General features: G+C 69.0%; 15 protein-coding genes. 13 read left to right on the top strand and 2 right to left on the bottom strand.

Features of this window, described 5'->3' with window-relative positions:
* Positions 1–150: 150 nt before the first annotated feature.
* Complete coding sequence (locus EV646_RS06540) at positions 151–7,170, bottom strand: hypothetical protein (protein WP_132145037.1); 7,020 nt, start codon at positions 7,168–7,170, stop codon at positions 151–153.
* A gap of 153 nt (positions 7,171–7,323) precedes the next feature.
* Here EV646_RS06540 and EV646_RS06535 point away from each other — a divergent pair, with 153 nt between their 5' ends.
* From EV646_RS06535 to EV646_RS06475, 13 genes are all read left to right on the top strand, one after another.
* Positions 7,324–7,785, top strand: coding sequence for a hypothetical protein (locus EV646_RS06535; RefSeq protein ID WP_132145035.1), 462 nt, complete (start codon positions 7,324–7,326; stop codon positions 7,783–7,785).
* 53 nt (positions 7,786–7,838) lie between these two features.
* Positions 7,839–8,576, top strand: a complete 738-nt coding sequence (locus EV646_RS06530) for a CpaB family protein (RefSeq protein ID WP_132145033.1) — start codon at positions 7,839–7,841, stop codon at positions 8,574–8,576.
* Entirely contained in the window at positions 8,576–9,382 is an 807-nt protein-coding gene (locus EV646_RS06525) for a CpaE/TadZ family protein (protein ID WP_132145031.1), read from the top strand. The genes EV646_RS06530 and EV646_RS06525 overlap by 1 nt, the downstream gene beginning before the upstream one ends.
* Positions 9,379–10,689 (top strand): TadA family conjugal transfer-associated ATPase, encoded by a 1,311-nt coding sequence (locus EV646_RS06520; RefSeq protein ID WP_132145029.1) that lies wholly within the window; start codon positions 9,379–9,381, stop codon positions 10,687–10,689. The genes EV646_RS06525 and EV646_RS06520 overlap by 4 nt, the downstream gene beginning before the upstream one ends.
* A gap of 12 nt (positions 10,690–10,701) precedes the next feature.
* The gene (locus EV646_RS06515) at positions 10,702–11,601 is read left to right on the top strand and encodes a type II secretion system F family protein (protein WP_132145027.1); all 900 of its coding nucleotides are present in this window, start codon (positions 10,702–10,704) and stop codon (positions 11,599–11,601) included.
* On the top strand, positions 11,598–12,518 hold the full coding sequence (locus tag EV646_RS06510) for a type II secretion system F family protein (protein WP_132145025.1): 921 nt from the start codon (positions 11,598–11,600) through the stop codon (positions 12,516–12,518). Before EV646_RS06515 ends, EV646_RS06510 begins: the two co-directional genes overlap by 4 nt.
* 83 nt (positions 12,519–12,601) lie before the next feature.
* The gene (locus tag EV646_RS06505) at positions 12,602–12,820 is read left to right on the top strand and encodes a hypothetical protein (RefSeq protein WP_132145023.1); all 219 of its coding nucleotides are present in this window, start codon (positions 12,602–12,604) and stop codon (positions 12,818–12,820) included.
* A 6-nt stretch (positions 12,821–12,826) separates the two neighbouring features.
* The gene (locus EV646_RS06500) at positions 12,827–13,276 is read left to right on the top strand and encodes a TadE family protein (RefSeq protein WP_132145021.1); all 450 of its coding nucleotides are present in this window, start codon (positions 12,827–12,829) and stop codon (positions 13,274–13,276) included.
* Positions 13,273–13,695 (top strand): TadE/TadG family type IV pilus assembly protein, encoded by a 423-nt coding sequence (locus tag EV646_RS06495; protein ID WP_132145019.1) that lies wholly within the window; start codon positions 13,273–13,275, stop codon positions 13,693–13,695. Before EV646_RS06500 ends, EV646_RS06495 begins: the two co-directional genes overlap by 4 nt.
* Positions 13,685–14,431 (top strand): TadE/TadG family type IV pilus assembly protein, encoded by a 747-nt coding sequence (locus tag EV646_RS06490; RefSeq protein WP_199236847.1) that lies wholly within the window; start codon positions 13,685–13,687, stop codon positions 14,429–14,431. Before EV646_RS06495 ends, EV646_RS06490 begins: the two co-directional genes overlap by 11 nt.
* Positions 14,432–14,442: 11 nt before the next feature.
* Complete coding sequence (locus EV646_RS06485) at positions 14,443–15,075, top strand: hypothetical protein (protein WP_241995486.1); 633 nt, start codon at positions 14,443–14,445, stop codon at positions 15,073–15,075.
* A 107-nt stretch (positions 15,076–15,182) separates the two neighbouring features.
* Positions 15,183–16,127: a hypothetical protein gene (locus tag EV646_RS06480; RefSeq protein WP_132145017.1), complete on the top strand. Its 945-nt coding sequence runs from the start codon at positions 15,183–15,185 to the stop codon at positions 16,125–16,127.
* 15 nt (positions 16,128–16,142) lie between these two features.
* Positions 16,143–19,133, top strand: coding sequence for a LysM peptidoglycan-binding domain-containing protein (locus tag EV646_RS06475; RefSeq protein ID WP_241995484.1), 2,991 nt, complete (start codon positions 16,143–16,145; stop codon positions 19,131–19,133).
* A 162-nt stretch (positions 19,134–19,295) separates the two neighbouring features.
* On the opposite strand, the gene ypfJ is transcribed toward EV646_RS06475, so the two are convergent.
* Positions 19,296–20,192: a KPN_02809 family neutral zinc metallopeptidase gene (gene ypfJ, locus EV646_RS06470; protein WP_132145015.1), complete on the bottom strand. Its 897-nt coding sequence runs from the start codon at positions 20,190–20,192 to the stop codon at positions 19,296–19,298.
* Between the last annotated feature and the right edge of the window lie 18 nt (positions 20,193–20,210).

The following is a 20,210-nucleotide window of genomic DNA, read 5'->3' as shown; positions in this document are numbered from 1 at the left end:
TCTCCTCCCCGTCAAGCCCTCTGGTGTCACGATCTGTGACCAGGCTTTTCCTGTACGGGAAGGTAGCAAACAACTGGTTACTGGCTCGCCACGTTTCTCACCTGAAGAGTTAACTTTTGCGGTGGCGATCATCACACGACCGTGACTTGTTCAACCGTGGATCGAGAAGCCACTGCCGGACTTGCCGGCGGCGGTGCGGGCCAGCCGCCGCTGCTCGGCACCGTCGACCTCCGCTTCCTCTTCCTCCGGCGACTTCCGCTTCACGGTGTGGTCGAGCTCGGCCAGCACCGCGGCCGGGATCCCTTGCTGCTGCAGGGCTTCCACGACCGCTCCGCTGAGCCGCCCGTTGTGAGCTCCCGACAGGTACAGCTGCCGCAGGTCGACCCGGCCTTCGGCCAGCAGTGAGAGCCGGGGGTGCAGCGTCGCGAAGGCGGCGGCGAACCCGTCGTCGTCGCGGTTCCGGCCTGTCATCGTTCCGTCCGGCGAAGCGTCGTACACCTGCTTGCTGCCGTCCTGTGCGCGCAGGGTGAGCCGGACGATGACGCCCTCGCGGCGGGCCTGCGCCAGCGCCTCGACCATCGGACGGTACGGGTGATGCTCCGGTTGGCCGTTGTCGCCGGCAACCACCTCGTCGGCGGCGACCCGCACGGTCCGTAGCCTGGGCGGTTTGGGTCCCTTGGACGGATCCCAGCCGCGCATCGGTGCGACTCCGGCCTCCATCCGGGCGCGCATCGCGTCGTACTCGTGCCGGAACATGGTGATGTACGCCTCGCCGGTGGCGGCTTTGCGGATGGTGTCCCGCTGGTCCGCCTTCGGCCGGCCGCGCCGATCGAGCTTGAGCCGCTCGAAGTCGAGGTGGTAGTCGACGGTCACCTTGACCGTGACGACGTTTCCGGACTCCATCTTGCTGGTCTCGTTACGGTTGCCGGCCGTGCTGGTGTCCTTCTCGGACACCTGCTCACCGGTGGCGACGCCGGCCTTGATGCCGGTGACCGGATCGGTTCCGCCGAGGTTCTGGCTGGTCGGCAGCAGCTTGTTGCTCTTGGCGGTGAGCTGCGTGACGCGTTGCTCGCGATCGATCTCGCCCAGCTGGACGGTGCTGTCGTCGTCCGGGTCGGAGATCAGCTCCAGGCCCGAAACCTCGGCGCGGACGTTGACCGCGACGGCACGCGAAGCGTGCCCCGGCACGGGCAGCGGGGTCAGGTCGTACCCGGCTGGGCTGACGATCTGCTCGAACGCGGCCTTCCGGACGGCCGGGCGCAGCATGTTCTTCAGCGTCGTCTCGTGCAGCTGGACGCCGGCCGCGTTCAGCATGTCGCGCTGACTGAGCCGGCTGTAGACCGCCTGGAACAGCTTGTTCTCCGGCTCGTCGCCTCGCTGGTAGGACAGCGTGCCCTCGACGAAGTAGTTCGACGGCAGGGTGAACGCCCGGTGGTCGGTGACCTCGGGATAGATCTTCGGCGGCGTCGAGTTGATCACCGACGCCGGGACCAGCAGGGTCATCTGGCCGGTCGACTCGCGCCGGGTGGGCGGTGCCGGCGTGCGGTGGAGGTCTGCGGCCTGGACCAGTCTGCCCTTGGTGGCGCCGCCGGCCGACGGCGCTTCCTCGACCTCGACGACCACCCGGTAGCCACGCTCCACCCGCTTGGTCTTGAGCCACAGCCCCCGGCTCATCCGGGTGTTCTGCTTGCTGGTGGTCGCGGTGGTCGACGTACTGACGTCGGTGTTCAGTCCGGCGGAACCGACCTGGCCGTCGGTCATCGTGCCGCCGGCCTCGACGCCGTGCGACGTGGTGCCGGTGACGCTGCCGGATTCCTCGTAGTAGTCGTAGTCCTGGACGATGTTGAACGCATTCTCGTTCTCGTTGTCGTCCAGCGGCTCGTCGACGGTGACCGGGCCGTCGAACACGACCTTGATCCGCACCTTGAGGTTGCGCGGCGAGTCCGACGTACCGACCGGGTACTCCTTCTCGAAGCCCAGCGGGTCGAGCATGTCGTCGATGTGCCCACGCCAGCGATCCCCGGCGAGATCGCCACGCAGAGCCGTCGCGAGTACGGCGTCGTCGAGGGCGCCCGGCGCGTGCCCTTCGATGGCGGCGCAGACCTCCCGCAGCAGGTCGGTGTCGTTGCCGTCGAGGTCCTGCAGCGAGTCGCGGTCGATCAGGCCCGCACCCATCGTGACGTCATAGTGCTCGGGCAGCTGGACCTCACGACGTTGCCGTACGACGTCCTCGGCGTCGGCGACGAGCTCGTCGAACGTCTGGTCCGGCGCCTCCGGCAGATTCGCCAGGCGGCGGAGCTTGTCCGCGAGGCGTTCGTTGGTGTGCGTCGCGGCGAGACCTTCGGTGACGCCGGCCTTCTCGCCCTGGTAGCGCCGGATCAGTGCGGTGGTGGTCCGGCGCGGCAGGCTGAGGTTGCCGTCCAGGACGCGTTCGACGGCGTCGGAGACCTTCTCCAGCGGCAGGTCGAGCTTGCGCTGGCCGTACAGCTGCAAGGCGTCCCGCTCCGGCATGGTCAGCATGACCGCGCCGTTCTCCAGCGGGATCTTGCGCGGCTCGACGCCGGCGGAGCGGATCTCCGCCTCGAGGATCAGGTCGCCCCAGAACTGGTAGTGCTGGCCGTCCCGGATGGCCAGCCGCTCGACACCGTTGACGTTCGTACGGGTGCTGGAGCTTGACCTGGCACCGGAGCGGTTGACGCCGACCGAGCCAGTCATCCCGCTTCCGTCGGCCGCGACCGACCCGCTGCCGCCGCCGATCCCGGCTGTGTTGCCGGTGGAGACGCCCACCGTGCTGCTGGTGCTGCCCAGGGTCAGGTTGATGTCGCCGTTGATCGGGTGACCACTACCGACGTACTTGAGGTTCTCGACCCGCGAGGTGATGCTCAGCGTCGCCTGGCGTGGGGTGAGACCGCGCTGCGCGATCGCCTGCAGCGGATCGGACGGCGCCGGGGTGACAATCAGGCTGGTGCGGTACTCGGAGGTGAGCAGCTCCGGCCGTGCGGTCAGATTGCGTACGCCGAGGAACGCGCTGACGTGATGCAGCGCCGCGCTGTCGCCACGGGCGAGCTCGGGCACTTCGGCGACCAGCCGGCTCACCGGGTCGCCGACGTCGACGTGCTGGAAGGTTGCCGACTGCAACAAGGCCGGATCGACCCGGCCGCCCACCGACAGCGACGGCTGCCGGCCACGGTTGCACAGCTCGCTGTCCCAGGCGATCCGGGCCTGGCCGCTCTGGCGGACGAGCTCGACATCGCCGTCGCGGGTGATCTCGGAGATCGTGATCGTGTGCGGTACCTCGAACACCGCGACCTTCGCCGTGCTCTCGGTGAGCGAGACCCGGTTGACGGTGCCGCCGGTGGCCCAGCTGATGAGCCGGCCGAGCGAGGCGCGGCCATAGCTCGGGCCGATCGACGGCGTACTTCCGGCCTGGCCCTGGTCCGGTGAGTTGCCGAACCCGAACTTGGCCGACCACGGCAGGCTCTTCGACCGGCCACCGGACCGGCCGCTGGTGTTCGAGCCGATGTCGAGGTTGACGACGTTCTTCCCGGTGCTCAGGCCGAGCAGCTTCGCCTTCTTGTAGTCCTGTTCGAGCTGGACGCGGTAGCTGTGCACCTCTGGCGGCAGACCGGTTCGATGCTTGGTCAGCTCGAACACGATGCCGCTCTGCGCGGCGACGTCGTAGCCGGTCTCGAGCCGGTGCTTGGAGATCTGCTGGCAGACCCGCTGGAAGTTCTCCAGCTGGCTCGCGACCAGCGCATCATCCTGGCCCGCCAGATCCCTGAGGGCCTGTTCCCGGATCACCGGCCGGCCCTCGGCGTCGAAGTCCAGCGGCGGGATCAAGCCCTGTGCCACGAGGCGCTCGGCGAACTTCTTCAGGGCCGGGTCAGCGCCGACGAAGTTCTCGACCAGGGCCGGGCCGGCGCCGCGCAACTGCCCGCGCGCGTTGCCCCACCAGACCGGAGGCGAGATGTTCTCCTCGGTCGGCTGCGGGTCGCCGCGGAGCAGGATCCGGCCGTCCAGGCCGCGCTTGGGCAGGTTGTCCTCGCCGAGGACGAGCGCGTCCCGCGGCACCGGGCCGCCGTACTGGAAGAAGTCGTTCTCCGGCACCCGCAGGACGGCGTCGCCAGCGCCGTCGACGGTGAACGAGCCCTCGGTGTCGAGCCGGTGGACGGTGAGTTTGTGCTCTATCCGGACCCGCACGCCGACGGTCGGATGCATCCGCTGGACGCTCGGATGGATCGCCAGGTCGGCGGTGCTGATCCCGTCCTCGCGGCCGGTGGTGCGGCCGCCCTTGATGCTCGGGCCGAAGTCCCAGCTCGTCGTACCCAGGTCGGGCATCAGCGGATTCGGAGTGCCGAGGCCGGCTGCGAACGAGCCGGACGCGGCGAACGTCTGGCCACCGGACGCGCCGGAGAAACCGACCCGCAGCCGCTCGACCTTGTGCTCGGGCGAGCTGTCACTGAGCAGCTCGAAGGTCTCGAAGACCGGGACCGACTCCAGCTGGGCGTAGGCGACGGCCCGGCCGCCGTTGGTGATGATCCGCCCGACGCCACCCGGTCTGGTGGTGTCCTCGAGGCGGGCCATCCCGTCCTCGATCAGCAGGCTGCGCAGGTCGTCGTGACCGACCCGGTCGAGTGAGCCGAGTCGCTGCCGCAGTTTGGCGACGGCCTCGTCGGCCATCTCGGTCAGCCCGTCGACCCGGGACGCGACATGATCGGGCAGCTGGGTCAGGCGTTCGTGGCCCAGCCCGAGGTCCGCCAGGCTGACCGTCTCGGTGGGCGGCGGGACGGTGTACGAGTGGCCGATGCCCAGGTCGAGGATGTCCGCGTCCTGCGGGTCGCCGCTCGCGACGACGTGGGTGCGCGACCAGGGTCCGACGGCCGAGGTGCGCATCCGCCAGCCCCAGCGCGGTGTCTCGGAGCGGAACCGCAGCGTCTCGCCGTTGAGCACCTCGACGGCGCCGGCCTGCCCGAACTCGGTCGCGCCGCTGGTGACGTTGTGACTACGGCCGATCGCGAACTCGAGACCAGGAGCTATGACCTGTGCTGCGGCCTGCAGCGGGACCGCGCCCGGGACCAGCCACATCGCGGTCTTCAGGTTGAAGCCGCCGCTGTAGTTGATGGTGTCGGTCGCGGTGGTCGCGACGTTGTAACCGCCCTGCACCAGCGTGCCGAGCTGACCCTCGTCGAACGCGGTCGGGTGGTCGAGGACCTCGCGGAGCTCGCCAGGCTGGAGCTTGAGCTCGAACTGCGTCAGCTGGCTCACATCAGCCGTCGGATCGTTCCCGACGGTCAGTACGACGCCGTCCGGCGACAGCAGCCGGCGAGTCTCAGCCCGGAGCTCGCGGTGGAGCAGCTCAGGTGTGTAGCGGTGCGGGTTCTGCTCCGCTTTCAGGGCAGTGTTGAGGTCTCTACACAGCTTGGTCAGGTGTGGCATCCGGCCTGACGTGGTTGCTGTGGGGTAGATGTCCTCGGACGGCAGCGTGGCGACGACCGCGGACTCGTAGAAGTCGACCCGGTCGCTGGCGGTCCGCACCAGCGCAGCAAGTTCAGGGCCTGGCTGCTGCCCGTTGGCCTCGAGCGCGTCCAGATGGGTCAGCACTGCCTGGTAGGCGTCGCGTGCCTCGACTGCTCGTTGTGCTGCCGCGGCGCATTCGGTGGCGATCGTTTTGTGCCGCTGCGCCAGAGCAGCCGTTTTGGCCGCGGCGTCCCGAATCTTGCGGCCCTGCTCGGAGGCCGCGTCGTCATTGCGGCCCTCCCGCTTGATCGCGTCCTCGACCGCCGCCTCCGCGGCCTCGGTGGCGGCTTCCCCACTGTTGGCCCGGGTCTCGGCGCGTTCGGTCTGGTCCGCCGCCGCCCGCTCGAGACCGGCCATCTGCTGCAGCACCTGTTCGCGCAGCTGTGCCAACGCCGTGGGCGGCTGTGGTGGCGTGGGTTCGGGCGCGACGACCTGCTCGCCGACCCAGGGGAGGGCCGGCATCGGCTGACCGCTCCGGCCGATGGACGCGGCCAGGTTCGCCAGGTCCAGCTCGACGAAGCCGACCTCCCGGGTGCCCCGTCCCTGCCGGGTCTCCCGCCATTCCCGGATGAGCTGGCGGAACTCGTCGTACTGCGCCTGAGCCGCGCGGTCACGGTTCGCCTGCCGGCTGCCCAGTGCGGTCCGGAAACGTCCGAGCAGGCTGGTCGGTGCCGTCGCCTGCGCTTCGACGTCCTGCAGGACGCGGCTGCACTGGTTCGCCCACACGCGAGGCAATTGGTCGATGCTGAGGTTGGGGGAGAGGCGCAGGACGTGCGGATCGGCCAGAGTGCCTGCGCGCATCCCTGCCTGGGCGGCGTGACCGCGCCGCGGTTCCCCGATCTCGACGCGGAAGTGCTGCGGACCTCGGACCGTGGTGACCACACCGAGCTGTGGCCGGCCGATGAGACGTGTCGGCTCCGTGACACCTGGGGGCTGGACCTGCAGCAGTGCGTTGAGAGCGGTGACCTCCGCGTCGGCCGGCGTGAGGTCTCCGAGCCTGGGGCTGCGTCCCGGGCGGTCGAGACCGGAACCGGTGAAGTCGCGCATGCCGACCCGGCGATGCCGCGTGCCGACCGTACGGCGATGGCGACCGCGCCCGCGTGGCGTCGCCGGAGCCATCTGCGGCCGGAATGTGGCCTCCGCCTGCCTGGCAATGGAGTACGCGGCACCGACCGTCTCGGCGACCAGCGGAGGCCGGGCCTCGCGGCGCTCTCTCGCCCGCTCCGACACGAGGCGCTCTACGGCCGACTCGGTCGTCAGCCGGTTGCCTTCCAAGACGGTGCGCAGCATCGCCTGCGCCTCGGTCCGCATCGAGTCCGAAAGGTCCGGTAGGTCGAGCAGGTCGTCGAGCGCCCGGGTCGCACCATCAACCGGGGACGCGCCGCCGCGGGAAAGGTCGAGCTCGGCGCCCAGCAGCGCGACGGCCTCCGCGACGAGTCGCTCGTCGGCGACCTGAGCGGCAGCAGCACGCCGTGCCAGCCGCTCCTCGACCCTCTGCAGGGATTCCCGGGCCACCAGGTCCCGGGAGTCCCGCAGCCGGACTCCACCATCGCTGAGCGCTATCGCTTCGGGGGCAAGCACACCGAGCGCCAACGCGAGCGCCGATCTGGCGCGTGGCACCGGATCTCGGGCCGAGATCGCGGGAGTCGTCAAACTCTCACCGCCTCCCCGTCGGTGCCTTGGCGCTCACCAGATGTCACCAAGGCGTGCTGTCCGGACGTTAGCAAACTTTCGGTTACTCGCCAGCTACTCGGCTCACCCGAAGAGTTAACGATTTACGCCCACTGATGCTCCTACGATCGTGGCATGAATGACCGGCTGGGTTCGTCGTCCTGGAGTGTCCCCGAGGCAAGAAGCATGGTGGCCCAGTTACGGCACATCGCCACGACCACGCAGGAGTACGACGGAGTCGAACTCTTCCTGGCGCTTTGTGACTACCTCGACCAACTCCATGGCGGCTACGGATTCGACCGGGTGCTGCCCACCACCGAGCAGTCGGCCCTCGCGGACGCCGTACGACGGATTCGCGGTAAGGCCGTCCCGCCGGACGAGGAGGGCGAGCGGCTGGTGCAGCCGGTGAATGCTTCGGTCACGTTGGCTGAAGGCAGGGTGCTCGCGGCTGAGCTGGAGTCCGCCGACGGTTGGCAGCGAGAGCTCGGGCACGCACTGCAAGGCCTCTATATCTATCTAGACCAGTTGTACGGCGGACCGGGTGCTTTCACGGAACTGCTGACCTCAACGGAGCGGCAGCGGGTAGCGAGCCGGTAACGGCCTCCGACCTGCGCACCCAGTTGGTACCTGCGTGCCATTACGGTATGCGGGTGAGTCTCTCGTCCTCCACGCGTACCCCCTCCTCAGGCACCCGCGGAGCGGGCAGATCGGCGGCAGGTGGTACCAACCGCCTCCCCAGCAGCCGGGAGCGCCGCCCCGCCTTGGCCGCGCTCGCGGTCATCCTGATCCTGCTCGGCGCTGCCGGGTCCGCTCTGATCGCTTTGCAGAGCGGCGACCGCCAGGACTACGTCGCGATCTCCGCCGACAGCTTGCCGCCCGGCCACAAGCTGGAGCGCAAGGACCTGTCGCGTGGTGACCTCGCCGGCGCCACCGGTGGTCTGATCCCGTGGTCGGAAGCGGAGCAGTACATCGACCACTACACGACGTCCTGGCTCTACAAGGACCAGTTCGTCACGCCGGACAACTTCACCAAGGGCACGGAACCGCTCATCCCGTCGGGTGGCGCACTGGTCGGCGTGAGCCTGGAGAACGGCCGGGCGCCGTCGGACGGCGTCCTGCCCGGCGACATCGTTGCCGTGATCCGCGTCCCCACCGCGAACCAGGACTCCGCGACGCCGCAGACGCTGGTCAAGGCCGCCGAGGTGACCAGCACCTCGGGCGCCCTCACGGACGACAAGACGAATGCGAACAGCACCCTCAACGTAACCGTGCTCGTCCCCACCGAGAAGCTGACCTCCGTCGCCGCGGCCGCCGCGGCCAAGACGCTGGTGCTGGTGAAGCTCTCGCCGTCGACCACCACCGAGGTCTCCCGCAACGGAGACAATTGATGGCACTGGTGGCTTTGGCGAGCGCGAAGGGCTCGCCCGGGGTGACGACCGCCAGTCTCGTCTTCGGCGCGCTCTGGCCGCGGCAGGTGCTGCTGGCCGAGTGCGACCCGGCCGGCAGCGACGTAGCCATCCGGATGACCGGACCCGGCGGCGCTCCACTGAACTCCGACCGTGGTCTGGTCAGCCTGGCCGCCGCCAGCCGCAAGGGCCTCGGCGACGAGGTGATCCTCGCGCACAGCCAGCAGCTCGACGGTGGGCTCGATGTGATGCTCGGCGTCCGCTCACCTGAGCAGGTCGGCGGTATGGGCGGCCTGTGGCATCCGCTGGGCATCTCGTTCAACCAGATGCAGCATGGCGACGTACTGGCTGACTGCGGCCGCATCGGCGCCTCCTCTCCACAGCTGCCCGTCGTACAGTCCGCTCGCCTTATCGTGCTCGTCTGTACGGCGACTGGGTCGTCGGTGGCGCATCTGCGGGAGCGGCTGTCGTCCCTGGTGCACCACGTCGACGCACAGCTCGGTGTGGTCGTGGTGGCGGATCCTCGTCGTCGTGACGGGGTCAAGCAGGTGTGGTCTGTCCTGGACGCGATGTCCGTGACGGTGCGGCACCGGTGGCATCTCGCGTTCGACCCTGCCGGTGCGGCGTTCTTCGACGGACGCGGTCAGGGGCGGCTGGACAAGACCCAGCTGATCCGGTCCGCGACCGACATCGTCGGGGAGATGGCCGCCCTCGTCGCGACACCGGAGCAGCACGAGTTCGACATGGCCCAGGCCGCGTTCCCGCAGCATGAGGAGTGGGGCCAGTGAGTGCTGATCAAGAGCTGGTTCGAAAGCTGCGGGTGCAGGTCGCGGAGCGGCTGAACGAGCAGCGCCGCCGCGACCAGGTGAACGGCGTACCGCCGATGAGCGCCGAGGACGAACGCGAGTACGCGCGCTCCCTGATCGTCCAGGTGCTCGAGGACCACGCCCGCTACGAGCTGGCCGAGGGCCGCACGCCGCCGACCCCCGACGACGACGCGCAGATCGCCGGCGCGATCCACTCGGCGCTGTTCGGTGTCGGCCGGCTGCAGCCGCTGATCGACGACCCTGAGGTCGAGAACATCGACATCAACGGCTACGACCAGGTCTTCGTCCAGTACGGCGACGGCCGCGAGGAGACGCCGGGTCCGGTCGCGGAGTCCGACGACGAGCTGGTCGAGCTGATCCAGGTGCTGGCGGCACACGCCGGACTGACCAGCCGGCCGTTCGACTCGGCCAACCCGCAGCTGGACCTCCGGCTGCCGGACGGGTCCCGGTTGTCCGCCGTGATGGGCGTCACCGCGCGGCCGGCGGTGTCGATCCGGCGAGCCCGGCTCGGCCGGGTGTTCCTCCGCGACTTGGTTGTCAACGGCACCATGTCGGACGACGTCGGCTCGTTCCTGCGGGCGGCCGTCGCAGCCCGGAAGAACATCATGATCGCGGGCGCGACGAACTCCGGGAAGACCACGCTGCTGCGCGCGCTGGCCAACGAGATCCCGCCGCACGAGCGCCTGATCACCGTCGAGCGCTCGCTCGAGCTCGGCCTCGGCGAGTTCAAGGACCTGCACCCGAACGTGGTCGCGTTCGAGGAACGGCTGCCGAACTCCGAGGGCGTCGGCGAGGTCAGCATGGCCGACCTGGTCCGGCGTTCGCTGCGCATGAACCCGAGCCGGGTGATCGTCGGTGAGGTGCTCGGCGACGAGATCGTCACGATGCTGAACGCGATGAGCCAGGGCAACGACGGCTCGCTGTCGACGATCCACTCGAACAGCTCGATGGAGGTGTTCAACCGGATCAGCACCTACGCGATCCAGGCCACCGAACGGCTGCCGATGGATGCCACCCAGATGCTGATCGCAGGCGCGCTCGACTTCGTTGTCTTCGTCCGCAAGCACAACGAGTACCAGCAGGGCGGCGGTCTGAGCCGGTACGTCGAGAGCATCCGCGAGGTGACCGGCTGGGACGGCCGCGTGCTGTCCGGCGAGGTCTTCGCACCCGGAGCGGACGGCCGCGCCGCCGCGCACGCACCGATCTCCTGCATGGACGAGCTCGAGCACTACGGTTACCAGCCACTCGTGCACGGAACCTGGGCGTGAGGTGAGGCAGCGATGAGCGACCGGACCCTGCTGTCACTGCTGTGCGGAGCGGTCGTCGGTGGCGCGATCCTGCTGCTGATCATCGCGATTCGTGGCACCGAGCCGCGCGAGGCGACGCCGTCGCTGTTCCACCGTAGTGGCGACAGCCGCAAGAACCTGATCCGGCTCGGTGCCGGCATCGGCGTGGGACTCGTCGTACTGGTGGTGACGCGCTGGCTGGTGCTGGCGGTTGCGCTCGGTCTGCTCGCGGCGCTCGCCGACCGCTTCTTCGGCGGTACGGGCGAGGAACGCCGGGCGATCGAACGCCTGGACGCGCTGGCCACCTGGACCGAGGCGCTGCGCGACACCATCGCCGGCGCTGTCGGCCTCGAGCAGGCGATCCCGGCCACCGCCGTGAACGCGGCTCCGGCGATCAAGCCCGGGCTGAACCTGCTGGTCGACCGGCTGCGGATCCGTGAACCGTTGCCGTCGGCACTGATGCGCTTCGCCGACGACCTCAACGACCCGTCCGCCGACCTGATCGTCGCCGCCCTGGTGCTGAACGCCCGGCTCCGCGGTCCCGGTCTGCGCGAAGTGCTGAGCGCCCTGGCCGACTCCGCCCGCGAGGAACTCGACGTACGGCGGAAAGTGGCGGCGGAGCGACGGTCGACCCGGCGAAGCGTGCAGGTGGTCGTCGCGGTGACGCTGATCATGGCGGCGGGACTCGTGCTGTTCAACCCGGTCTACATGGCGCCGTACAAGACCTTCATCGGGCAGTTCGTGTTGTTCATCGTGATCGTGCTCTACGCGCTCGGCCTGATGTGGCTGCGGAAGCTGGCCAAGATCGAGGTGCCGGAGCGGTTCCTGGTCGGCGGCGGCGACCACCGGGCCAAGCGAGCCGGCGACGATCGGATGGAGGTGGTCAACCGATGACGTGGGCTTTCGTCACCGGCGCCCTGGTCGGCCTCGGCGTGTACATCCTGGTCAGGATGTTCGTGAAGCCGCGGGCGAACGTGCTGTCCACGATCGCGCGGATCGACGCCGGCCGGACCGGGTACACCAGTGCGGCGACCGCGAGTGCGGCCGGCGAGCGGGTGCTCGGCGGAATGGATCGCGCGCGCGAGTCGCTCGGCCGGCGGCTCGAAATGGAGGCGAACGCGCGGGGCTGGGCGTTCGGGCGGCTGCGCCGCGACCTCGCGGTCATGAACCAGCCGTTCGCGGCGATGCTGGCCACCAAGGTGTTCTTCGCGCTCGGGGCAATGATCTTCATCCCGTTCGTGCTGTTCCTGTTCGCGATGCTCGGGTTGAATGCGCCGGGCGCGGCGCCGGCGATCGTGACGCTGGCCGCGATGGCGTTCGCGTTCTTCCTGCCCGACCTGGCGTTGCGGTCCGAGGCCGAGGCGCGGCGGCGCGACTTCCGGCACGTGGTCGGCAGCTTCCTCGACCTGGTCGCGATGAACCTGGCCGGCGGCCGCGGTCTGCCCGAGGCGCTGATGACGGCCTCGACGATCGGCGAGCACTGGGCGATGGCGCGAATCAGGCAGGCGCTGGCGAACGCGCGACTGATCGGCATCACCCCGTGGGACGCGATGGCCCGGCTGGGCGAGGAACTCGGGGTCGAGGAGCTGCGGGACCTGGCGTCGGCGCTGGCCCTGGCCGGTGACGAGGGCGCGAAGATCCGGGCCTCGCTGCTGGCGCGTGCGGCGTCGCTGCGGCGCAAGGAGCTCGCGGACGTGGAGGGCAAGGCGGGTGAGCGGTCCCAGTCGATGCTGGTCGCGCAGCTCGTCATGATCGCCGCGTTCTTCCTGTTCCTCGCCTTCCCCGCGGCTGTGGCGATTCTCGGGAACTAGTAACGGATCCGTCGGGCCGGATGGTCCGTCGTACAAGGCATACTGACGCTCGACTCGAGCTCACGACTGGGAAGGCAACACGGATGAACTCGGAACTGCAGTTCTGGCGGGCGATGGCCGGCTACGCGGTGGCACGGGCGCACGCCCAGCGCGCTCGGGCCCGGCAGGGCAAGACCGAACTCGGCGCTTCCGCACTCGAGTGGGCCATCATCTCGGCCATCCTGGTCGCCGCCGCCCTCGCGATCGGCCTGGTCGTCCGCCGCGTCATCGACAAGCGCACCGGCGAAATCGAGAACGGCTGAGCCCTCGTGCCGTTCCGCCGCCCCCGTTACCGCGCCCGCCACCGCCGCCCGCGCTGGTCTGAGCGAGGCGCCACCGCCCTGGAGCTGGCGATCCTCGCGCCATCGATTCTGGCGCTGGTCTTCCTGTCGATCCAGACCGCCCTGTGGCTGTACGGGCGGTCGGTGGCGCTGAACGCTGCCCAGGAGGGGGTTTCCCGGCTGCGGCTGGTGCAGCCGCCGGTCTACACGACAGCAGTGGGGGAGACGGTCCGCGCGGACATCCAGGCGTACGCGGAGCAGTTGGGCGGTACGACGTTGCAGAACGCAAAGGTCGACTCGCCGTCGTACAACAGTCCCGAGGGCATGGTGTCCTTCACCGTCAGCGGTGACACGGTCTCGCTCGTACCAGGCGTGAAGCTGCACGTGGAGCGCTCTGCCACAGGACCGATCGAGCAGTTCGAGGCCGACGACAAATGAGGGCACGCACAGAGCGCGGAACGATGGCGTTGGAGATGGCGGTGCTGGCGCCGATTCTCCTGATGCTGTTCATGTTCCTGCTCGCCTGCGGCCGCTACTTCCAGACGTCGTCGCTACTCGAGAGCGCGGCCCGCGACGGTGCGCGCTCCGCCAGCCAGGCCCGCTCGCTCAACGAAGCCCAGGGGCGCGTCGACGAAGCCGTCAGCCGCACGATGGCCCAGGCGGTCAAGTCCTGCCAGTCCACCGCGTCCGGCAGCATCACCACCGCCTTCGAAGCCGGTTCGCCGCTGTCGGTCGAAGTCACCTGCACCATCGACTACCGCGATCTCGGCCTGCTCGGCCTGGGTGGCGACACCACGATCACCAAGCGCTTCAGCTCGTCGCTCGACCCGTACCGGGGGATCCGCGATGGCTCGTGACGGCAGCTCCCGGATCGTCGAGTTCTTCCGGATCGATGCCCCAGGCAACCATCGGCTGCCGTTGGGCCGCGGTGCGCTGAGCCCGGCGGTGGCGATCCTGGCGGTGATGATCTTCACCCTGGCCGGTCTGGTGATCGACGGCGGCCGCCAGCTCGGCGCCCGGTCCCGCGCGGTCGGGTATGCCCAGGAAGCGGCCCGCGTCGGCGCCGCGAGTATCCAGCTGAACACGTCCGCGGCGAAGATCGACACGGCCAAGGCGGCGACGGCGATCGCTGCCTTCTGCGCCCAGGTCTCCTCGAACGACAAGGCGGTCACGTCGTGCGGGCCGACCAAGCTCACCGACGAGCTGGTCGACATCCAGGTGGTCATCGACAACAAGACGACGTTCCTCGCCATGATCGGCAAGCAAAGCCTGAAGGCGAGCGGCACCGGTCAGGCGCACGCCGAACAGGGCGTGAAGAAGGCCGACGACAGCCCGACCATCCCGCCGATCGCCGTACAGACCAGCGGTGGTGGGCCTGGCGTGCCGGTCACCGACACGGCGGTGCCGCCGACGGTCGACCTCCCCTGCCCGAGCTGGACCATCGGAGTACCGAGCCCGGTCTGGACATTGCCGTGGCCGATACCGGCGTCCTGCCGCCCGAACGTCACGCCGCCGACGTCGCCACCCGGGTCGTCCGAGCCACCGGAGCCACCAGGTCCGAGTACGAAACCGACCAGTCCGCCGACGAGCTAAGGAACTCACCCGTGCGAATCCTCTCCGCAGCCGCGCTGGCCGGCGTCCTGTTCCTGGCCGGCTGCGGTGGTGACACCAACGACGGCGGCCGCCCGGTCCCCGTCGGCGGCGACTCCAGTACGACGTCCAGCACGCCAACCACCGGTACGACGACGAAGCCGACGACGGCGGGGTCGCCGAAGCCGGCCACGACGACTGCTCCCGGTAAGGCGCAAGTCATCGTCGTACCAGGGAACTTCGGCGGCAATCCCGCCGTCCAAGGGCTCGTGCGCAGCTACCCCTTGTACTTCAAGGCACTGGTGACGAAGGACGACACCGTGCTGAAGAAGCAGTTCCCGGCGTTCTTCTACGCCGACGTCAGCGAGGTCATCGTCGATGCCAACCGCAACGGCTGGGTGATGCGCCCGCCGGGCAGTGTGGTCGTGCTGGGCGTGTCGAACCAGCCCGACGGAATCATCCGGGTGAAGACCTGCCGCTCGCAGACCACGCAGTACTGGGACCCCAAGGCGAAGCGCTGGACCCTGGTCGCGCCGAAGGGCACGCCGCAGGCGATCGACATGGTGCAGACCGGCCTCGGCTGGTTGCCGTACCGGGTGGCGCCGTCGAGCGGGATCAATTGCGGGGCCGTGCACTATCCGGCCTAGATCGGAACAGGATCGAGGTTCCGAATAGGTGACGAGACACAAACCAACGGGCATGATGCCCCAGGGCGAAGCTAATGTGCCGCCTAGGACGAGTCTGGGGAGTGAGGATGCGCAACCGAGTGGGGCGTGGGCTGATTGCCCTGGGCACCGTACTCGCCCTGTTGATGTCCGTTCCTGCGCAGACGGCGAGCGCGGACACGATTCACGCCGGCGCCCATGTCTGCAGCATGTACGTGAACTCGGTCGGCTTCGGTGCCTACTGCAGTTCCGGCAAGTCCTACCTGCGTGGCGATGCGCCGCCGAAGACGTGGCGCCAGCGGCTCGACGGCAAGCCGTTCATTCCGTGCCGCGACTTCCCGATCCCGGACGGGATCACGCTGCCGGCACCGCCGGACGGCAAGGAGTGGAGACTCCGGATCACCATCGAGGGCTACGACCTCGACTACACCAACGGTGGCCCGCACGTGCACCTGGAGCGGATGATCGTCCCGGTCGGTCCGAACGACAGAGAGCAATGCCCGGACCGCGGGTACATGGACGTGTTCTGGTGGCCGTTCCACACGGCATACCCGGATCCCGCGCTGCAGGTGAAGCCGACGTACACGCCGCGGGTGAACATCCCGGCGTACTTCTCGCTGACCAGGGAGAGCTCCTACATCCTCCGGAACGACATCAACCGGCCGGACGAGCTGCTGGCCGGCTCCTACGACGGCACGCAGAACCTGACCATGCGTGGCCTGGTGACCAAGCTGAAGGTCGATCCCGGCGACGGCACCGGTCAGTTCACCTGCCTGATGGGCCTGACACCGGTCGATGACGACGACAGCTACGACGAGACCAAAGACCCGTTCAACCAGATGAGCAACTGCAAGCACATCTACAAACGGTCCAGTGCGAACCAGCCGGACGGCATGTACACGGTCAAGCTGACCATCACCTGGGAGGTCGCGTACTGGGTCGGCCAGGCGAACGGCTGGGTGAAGATCGGCGACGCGGACGTACATGCGGTGCAGCGGCTGCCTGTGCAGGAAGTGCAGGCAATCGGTGGCTGATGGGGTGGAGGAAAAATGATGGTACGGACGAATGAGCCCGTGCGGTCGGCGCGGCTGCCGCAGCAGCGGTCCGCGAGCCCGGGAGCGGATCGGCTGAAAGGCTTCGTCGCGCTGCTCGCGATCCTGGCGATCGTCGGCGGCGTGCCGTACGTGCTGCTCCGGTTCTTCGGTACGCCGTGGCCGGACGAGCTGCCGAGCCGCGACGTACTGTTCGACCAGCTGGGCATCGAGACGGTGCTCGGCATCATCACGTTCTTCATCTGGGTCGCCTGGCTGCACTTCGTCATCTGCCTGATCGCCGAGGCGGCCGCGGAGATCCGCGGCCATGGCTTGTCACCACGCATCCCGCTGGGCGGTGGCTCGCAGACTCTGGCCCGGCGGCTGATCTCGAGCGTCGTACTGATTGCCGGCGCGGCCAGTGTCAGTCTGCCGGTCGCCAGCGCGGTCACCACGAGCGCCGCGGTTCCGACCGCGATCACCGCGACCCAGGGCGGCGACCAGGGCGCTGGTACGTCGTTCCGTCAGACCGAGGCTCGCAGCACTGTGCTGAGCGGCAACCACACGCACACTGGCGTACGGACAAACAGCGACGACAAGGGCCAGGTCGTCAAGTACACCGAAGTCCGCCCACCGCAGGGCCGGAACTACGACTGTCTCTGGGACATCGCCGAGCGGTACCTGGGGGAGGGCCGGCGCTACAAGGAGATTTACGAGCTCAACAAGAACAAGCTGCAGCCCGACGGTCGCCGCCTCACCAACCCTGATCTGATCATGCCGGGCTGGCAGGTGCGGCTGCCCGCCGACGCCAAGGGCCCGGGTGTGCACACGGTGCGCGTCAAGATCGACCACACCACCACGACGACGCGGACGGTCAAGCCGAGCACGAACACCCCGGCCGGCAAGAAGACCACGGTCGTGAAGCCCGGCACCAACACGACCACCGAGACTCCGCCCGCTCCGAGCCGCTGGTTCGAGAAGCAGGGCACCGAGGCCGGGTCGCCGATCCGGATCGGCAGCGCGATCAACGACCCCAACGCCAAGAACGTGAAGCCGGGCAACCCGGAGATCTCGGTCGCTCCACACGGTCCAGGCGCGACGGAGTCCGAGAAGGGCGACCCGGCTGCCGGCGGGACGCAGGTGCCCGAGGTGGTTCCGGTTGCCGAGGACAGCGGCTTCGATGCGACTCAGGCAGGGATCTACGGCTTCGGGGCCACGCTGCTCGCGGCCGGTCTAGCGCTGGCGCTGAAGCGGCGTCGCGGATGGGCGCAGGGTCCCGGCCCGAAGGCGGCCGGGCACCGGCAGACCGAGATCGGTCTGCGGCTGGCGTCCGACATCCCGACGGCCCAGTTCGTCGACAATGCACTGCGGCAGCTCGGTGCGGACATGACCGAAGCGGGCAGGCCGATGCCGAAGGTCGTCGCCGCGCTGGTGACGGATCGCGCGCTGACGCTCGTGCTCGACCCGTACGGCGCACAGCCCGCGCCGCCTGCTCCTTGGCAGGGGATCGCCGACGGCAGCCGGTGGACGCTCCGCCGGGCGTACGCGCCAAGTGGTGACGTCGCCGCACCGGCGCCGTACCCGACGCTGGTGACCATCGGGCGGAACGCCGACGGTGCGACCGTGCTGGTCGACCTGGACACGGCGAACGGCATCGTCAGCTTCGGCGGCGTCAACAACGCCTCGCGTGACGTTGTCGGTTCGCTCGCGGTCGAGCTCGCCACCAACCTGTGGTCCGAGGGTGCGCACGTGAGCATGGTCGGCTTCGGTGACGACCTCTCGTCGCTGGCGCCGAGCCGGCTGAGCTACTGGGTGCGGCTCGACGACGCGATCGCCGAGGTCAGCCGTCGTACCGAGGCTCAGGTACAGGCCTGCGGCCGGCGCAACCTGGGCTCGGTCGCCGAGGCGCGGATGGCTCAGCCAGACGCGGCGCTGTGGGGTGCGGAGATCATCTTCGTGTCCGCGCCGCCGTCGCCGGAGGAGCAGGACCAGCTGAACCGGCTCGCCGCGGACAGCAAGCGCAGCATCGCCGTGGTTGTGGTCGGCGACGTGATCAGCTCGCCGTGGCGGTTCGTCGTGGACGAGAAGAACCAGGCGGTCTGCCGGCTGCTCGGGCTCGAGGTCGATGCCCACAGCATCAATCCGGCCCAGTTCGCGGATCTTGTCGCGCTGTTCGAAGCGGCCGAGACCGACGCACTGGACAAGCGCCGGGCGGAGCAGAACATGCCGGCGTACGAGTTCTCCACCACGGATCTCAGCCAGCCGGCGCCGGTCGAGGTCGACCTGCTCGGGCCGGTCGAGGTCGACGCCCGCGGCACGATCGAGGACGGCCGGATCACGCTGGCGACCGAGATCGTCGCGTTTCTGGCCAGCCAGGACTACGGCGTCCACCCGAACGTACTGGCCGGCGCGATCTGGCCGCGCGGCATCAGCGAGGAACTGCGCAACGCCGCGCTGGAGCACACCCGCCGCTGGGTCGGGGTGGACGCGATGTACTCCGACGAGTCCGGTCGCTGGATGCTGAACCGCAGCATCGTGCGGGTCGACTGGGACGTGTTCCGCACGCTGGCCAAGCAGGCCTCGATGATGGACGACCCGCGTCGCCCGCTGTCGACGGCGCTGAGTCTGGTCCACGGCCCGGCTTGGACGAACCTGCCCGCCGGGCGCTACTCCTGGCTGGCCGCGTCCGGCATCGAGCGCCGGATGGTCGAAGCCGTGGTCGACGCCGCTTTGAAGCTGGCGGAGGCGTCGCTCGAGCACAACGACGGCAACCTTGCCCGGACCGCTCTTCAGACCGGCCTGAGCTTCTCGCCGGCCTCTGAGGAGCTGTGGCGAGCCACGCTGCGACTGGCCTCGCACTTCGGGACCACGGCGGACGTCACCAACGTGGCGACCCAGATGTACGCCGCTCTGACCAAGCACGGCGGCCCTCGCGGCGCCGAGTCCGAGACCGATGCCCTGGTCGACGAGCTCCTCCCGGGCTACCACCGCCCGATCCGCGTCGCCTGACGGCTTTCGCAAACCGCCCGTTCTCCGGATCCACCGGGCACGGGCGGTTTTCGTCGTACGGGCACAACCCTCCAACTCAGTGGTTAACCCCCGAGTTGGAGGGTTGCCCCCGGGTTGCCCCCTCAGAAACTCAGGGGGCAACCCTCCACGTCAGTGGGCAACCTAGAGGGAGTCGGCGGACCAGGTGTCGCAGGCGGTCATGTCGCCGGAGTCCATGCCGGTCTTGAACCAGCGCATGCGTTGCTCGGCGGTGCCGTGGCTGAAGCTCTCCGGGGTGACCTGGCCCTGGGTCTTCTCCTGGATCCGGTCGTCGCCGACAGCCGCTGCGGCGTCGAGGCCGCGGCTGATGTCGTCCTCGGTGAGACCGCTGATGAAGGTGTCGCCGTCCTTGTCCGGCACAGTGGTGGCGTGGTTGGTCCAGATCCCGGCCAGGCAGTCCGCCTGCAGCTCCGACCGGACCGCGTCGGAGGTCGGACCGTTGCGACTCTTGATCCGGCCGAGGTAGCCGTAGAGGTTCTGGATGTGGTGCCCGTACTCGTGCGCGACGACGTACGCCTCGGCGAAGTTGCCGCCCTTCGCCCCGAGCTCGGTCTGGAGCGTCTGGAAGAACCCGAGGTCCAGGTACACCCGCTTGTCCGGCGGACAGTAGAACGGCCCAACCGCGCTGGTCGCCGGTCCACACCCGGTGCTGACCGAGCCGTCGAAGACGCGCATCGGCGCCCGCGTGTACTTCTTTCCCCGCCGCGGCAACTCCGCGGCCCAGAACCCTTCGATCGAGTTCTGATAGAACACGAACCGGCAATCCGCGTTGCTCTGCAGGTCCGTCCCCTTCTTGCACGACCCCAGGTTGCCGGCCCCGGTGTTCTGCACCGTCGGCTCCTCACTGCCGCCACCACCAGGCAGACCACCGGTCAGCAGCACAATCACGACCAGCAGAATGATGCCCCCGATCCCACCCCCAACCGGGATCATCCCGCCGGGCAGCCCGCCCCCTCCGCCACTCCCACGGGTATCCTCGACACCACTGGTGTCCAGGTCCGCATCCGGGTTGAATTTCACAGCCCTTAGACTAGACCG

Origin of the sequence: Kribbella antiqua (assembly GCF_004345665.1) — a bacterium.
Lineage (GTDB): Bacteria > Actinomycetota > Actinomycetes > Propionibacteriales > Kribbellaceae > Kribbella > Kribbella antiqua.
Note: the sequence above shows the minus strand (reverse complement) of the source record. Positions and strands in the feature narration are given on the sequence as shown.

Coding starts and splice junctions, on each gene's coding strand:
- EV646_RS06515 (WP_132145027.1), top strand. CDS start 10,702: ATGAGCGACCGGACCCTGCTGTCACTGCTGTGCGGAGCGGTCGTCGGT.
- EV646_RS06510 (WP_132145025.1), top strand. CDS start 11,598: ATGACGTGGGCTTTCGTCACCGGCGCCCTGGTCGGCCTCGGCGTGTAC.
- EV646_RS06490 (WP_199236847.1), top strand. CDS start 13,685: ATGGCTCGTGACGGCAGCTCCCGGATCGTCGAGTTCTTCCGGATCGAT.
- EV646_RS06475 (WP_241995484.1), top strand. CDS start 16,143: ATGATGGTACGGACGAATGAGCCCGTGCGGTCGGCGCGGCTGCCGCAG.
- EV646_RS06535 (WP_132145035.1), top strand. CDS start 7,324: ATGAATGACCGGCTGGGTTCGTCGTCCTGGAGTGTCCCCGAGGCAAGA.
- EV646_RS06495 (WP_132145019.1), top strand. CDS start 13,273: ATGAGGGCACGCACAGAGCGCGGAACGATGGCGTTGGAGATGGCGGTG.
- EV646_RS06480 (WP_132145017.1), top strand. CDS start 15,183: ATGCGCAACCGAGTGGGGCGTGGGCTGATTGCCCTGGGCACCGTACTC.
- EV646_RS06505 (WP_132145023.1), top strand. CDS start 12,602: ATGAACTCGGAACTGCAGTTCTGGCGGGCGATGGCCGGCTACGCGGTG.
- EV646_RS06525 (WP_132145031.1), top strand. CDS start 8,576: ATGGCACTGGTGGCTTTGGCGAGCGCGAAGGGCTCGCCCGGGGTGACG.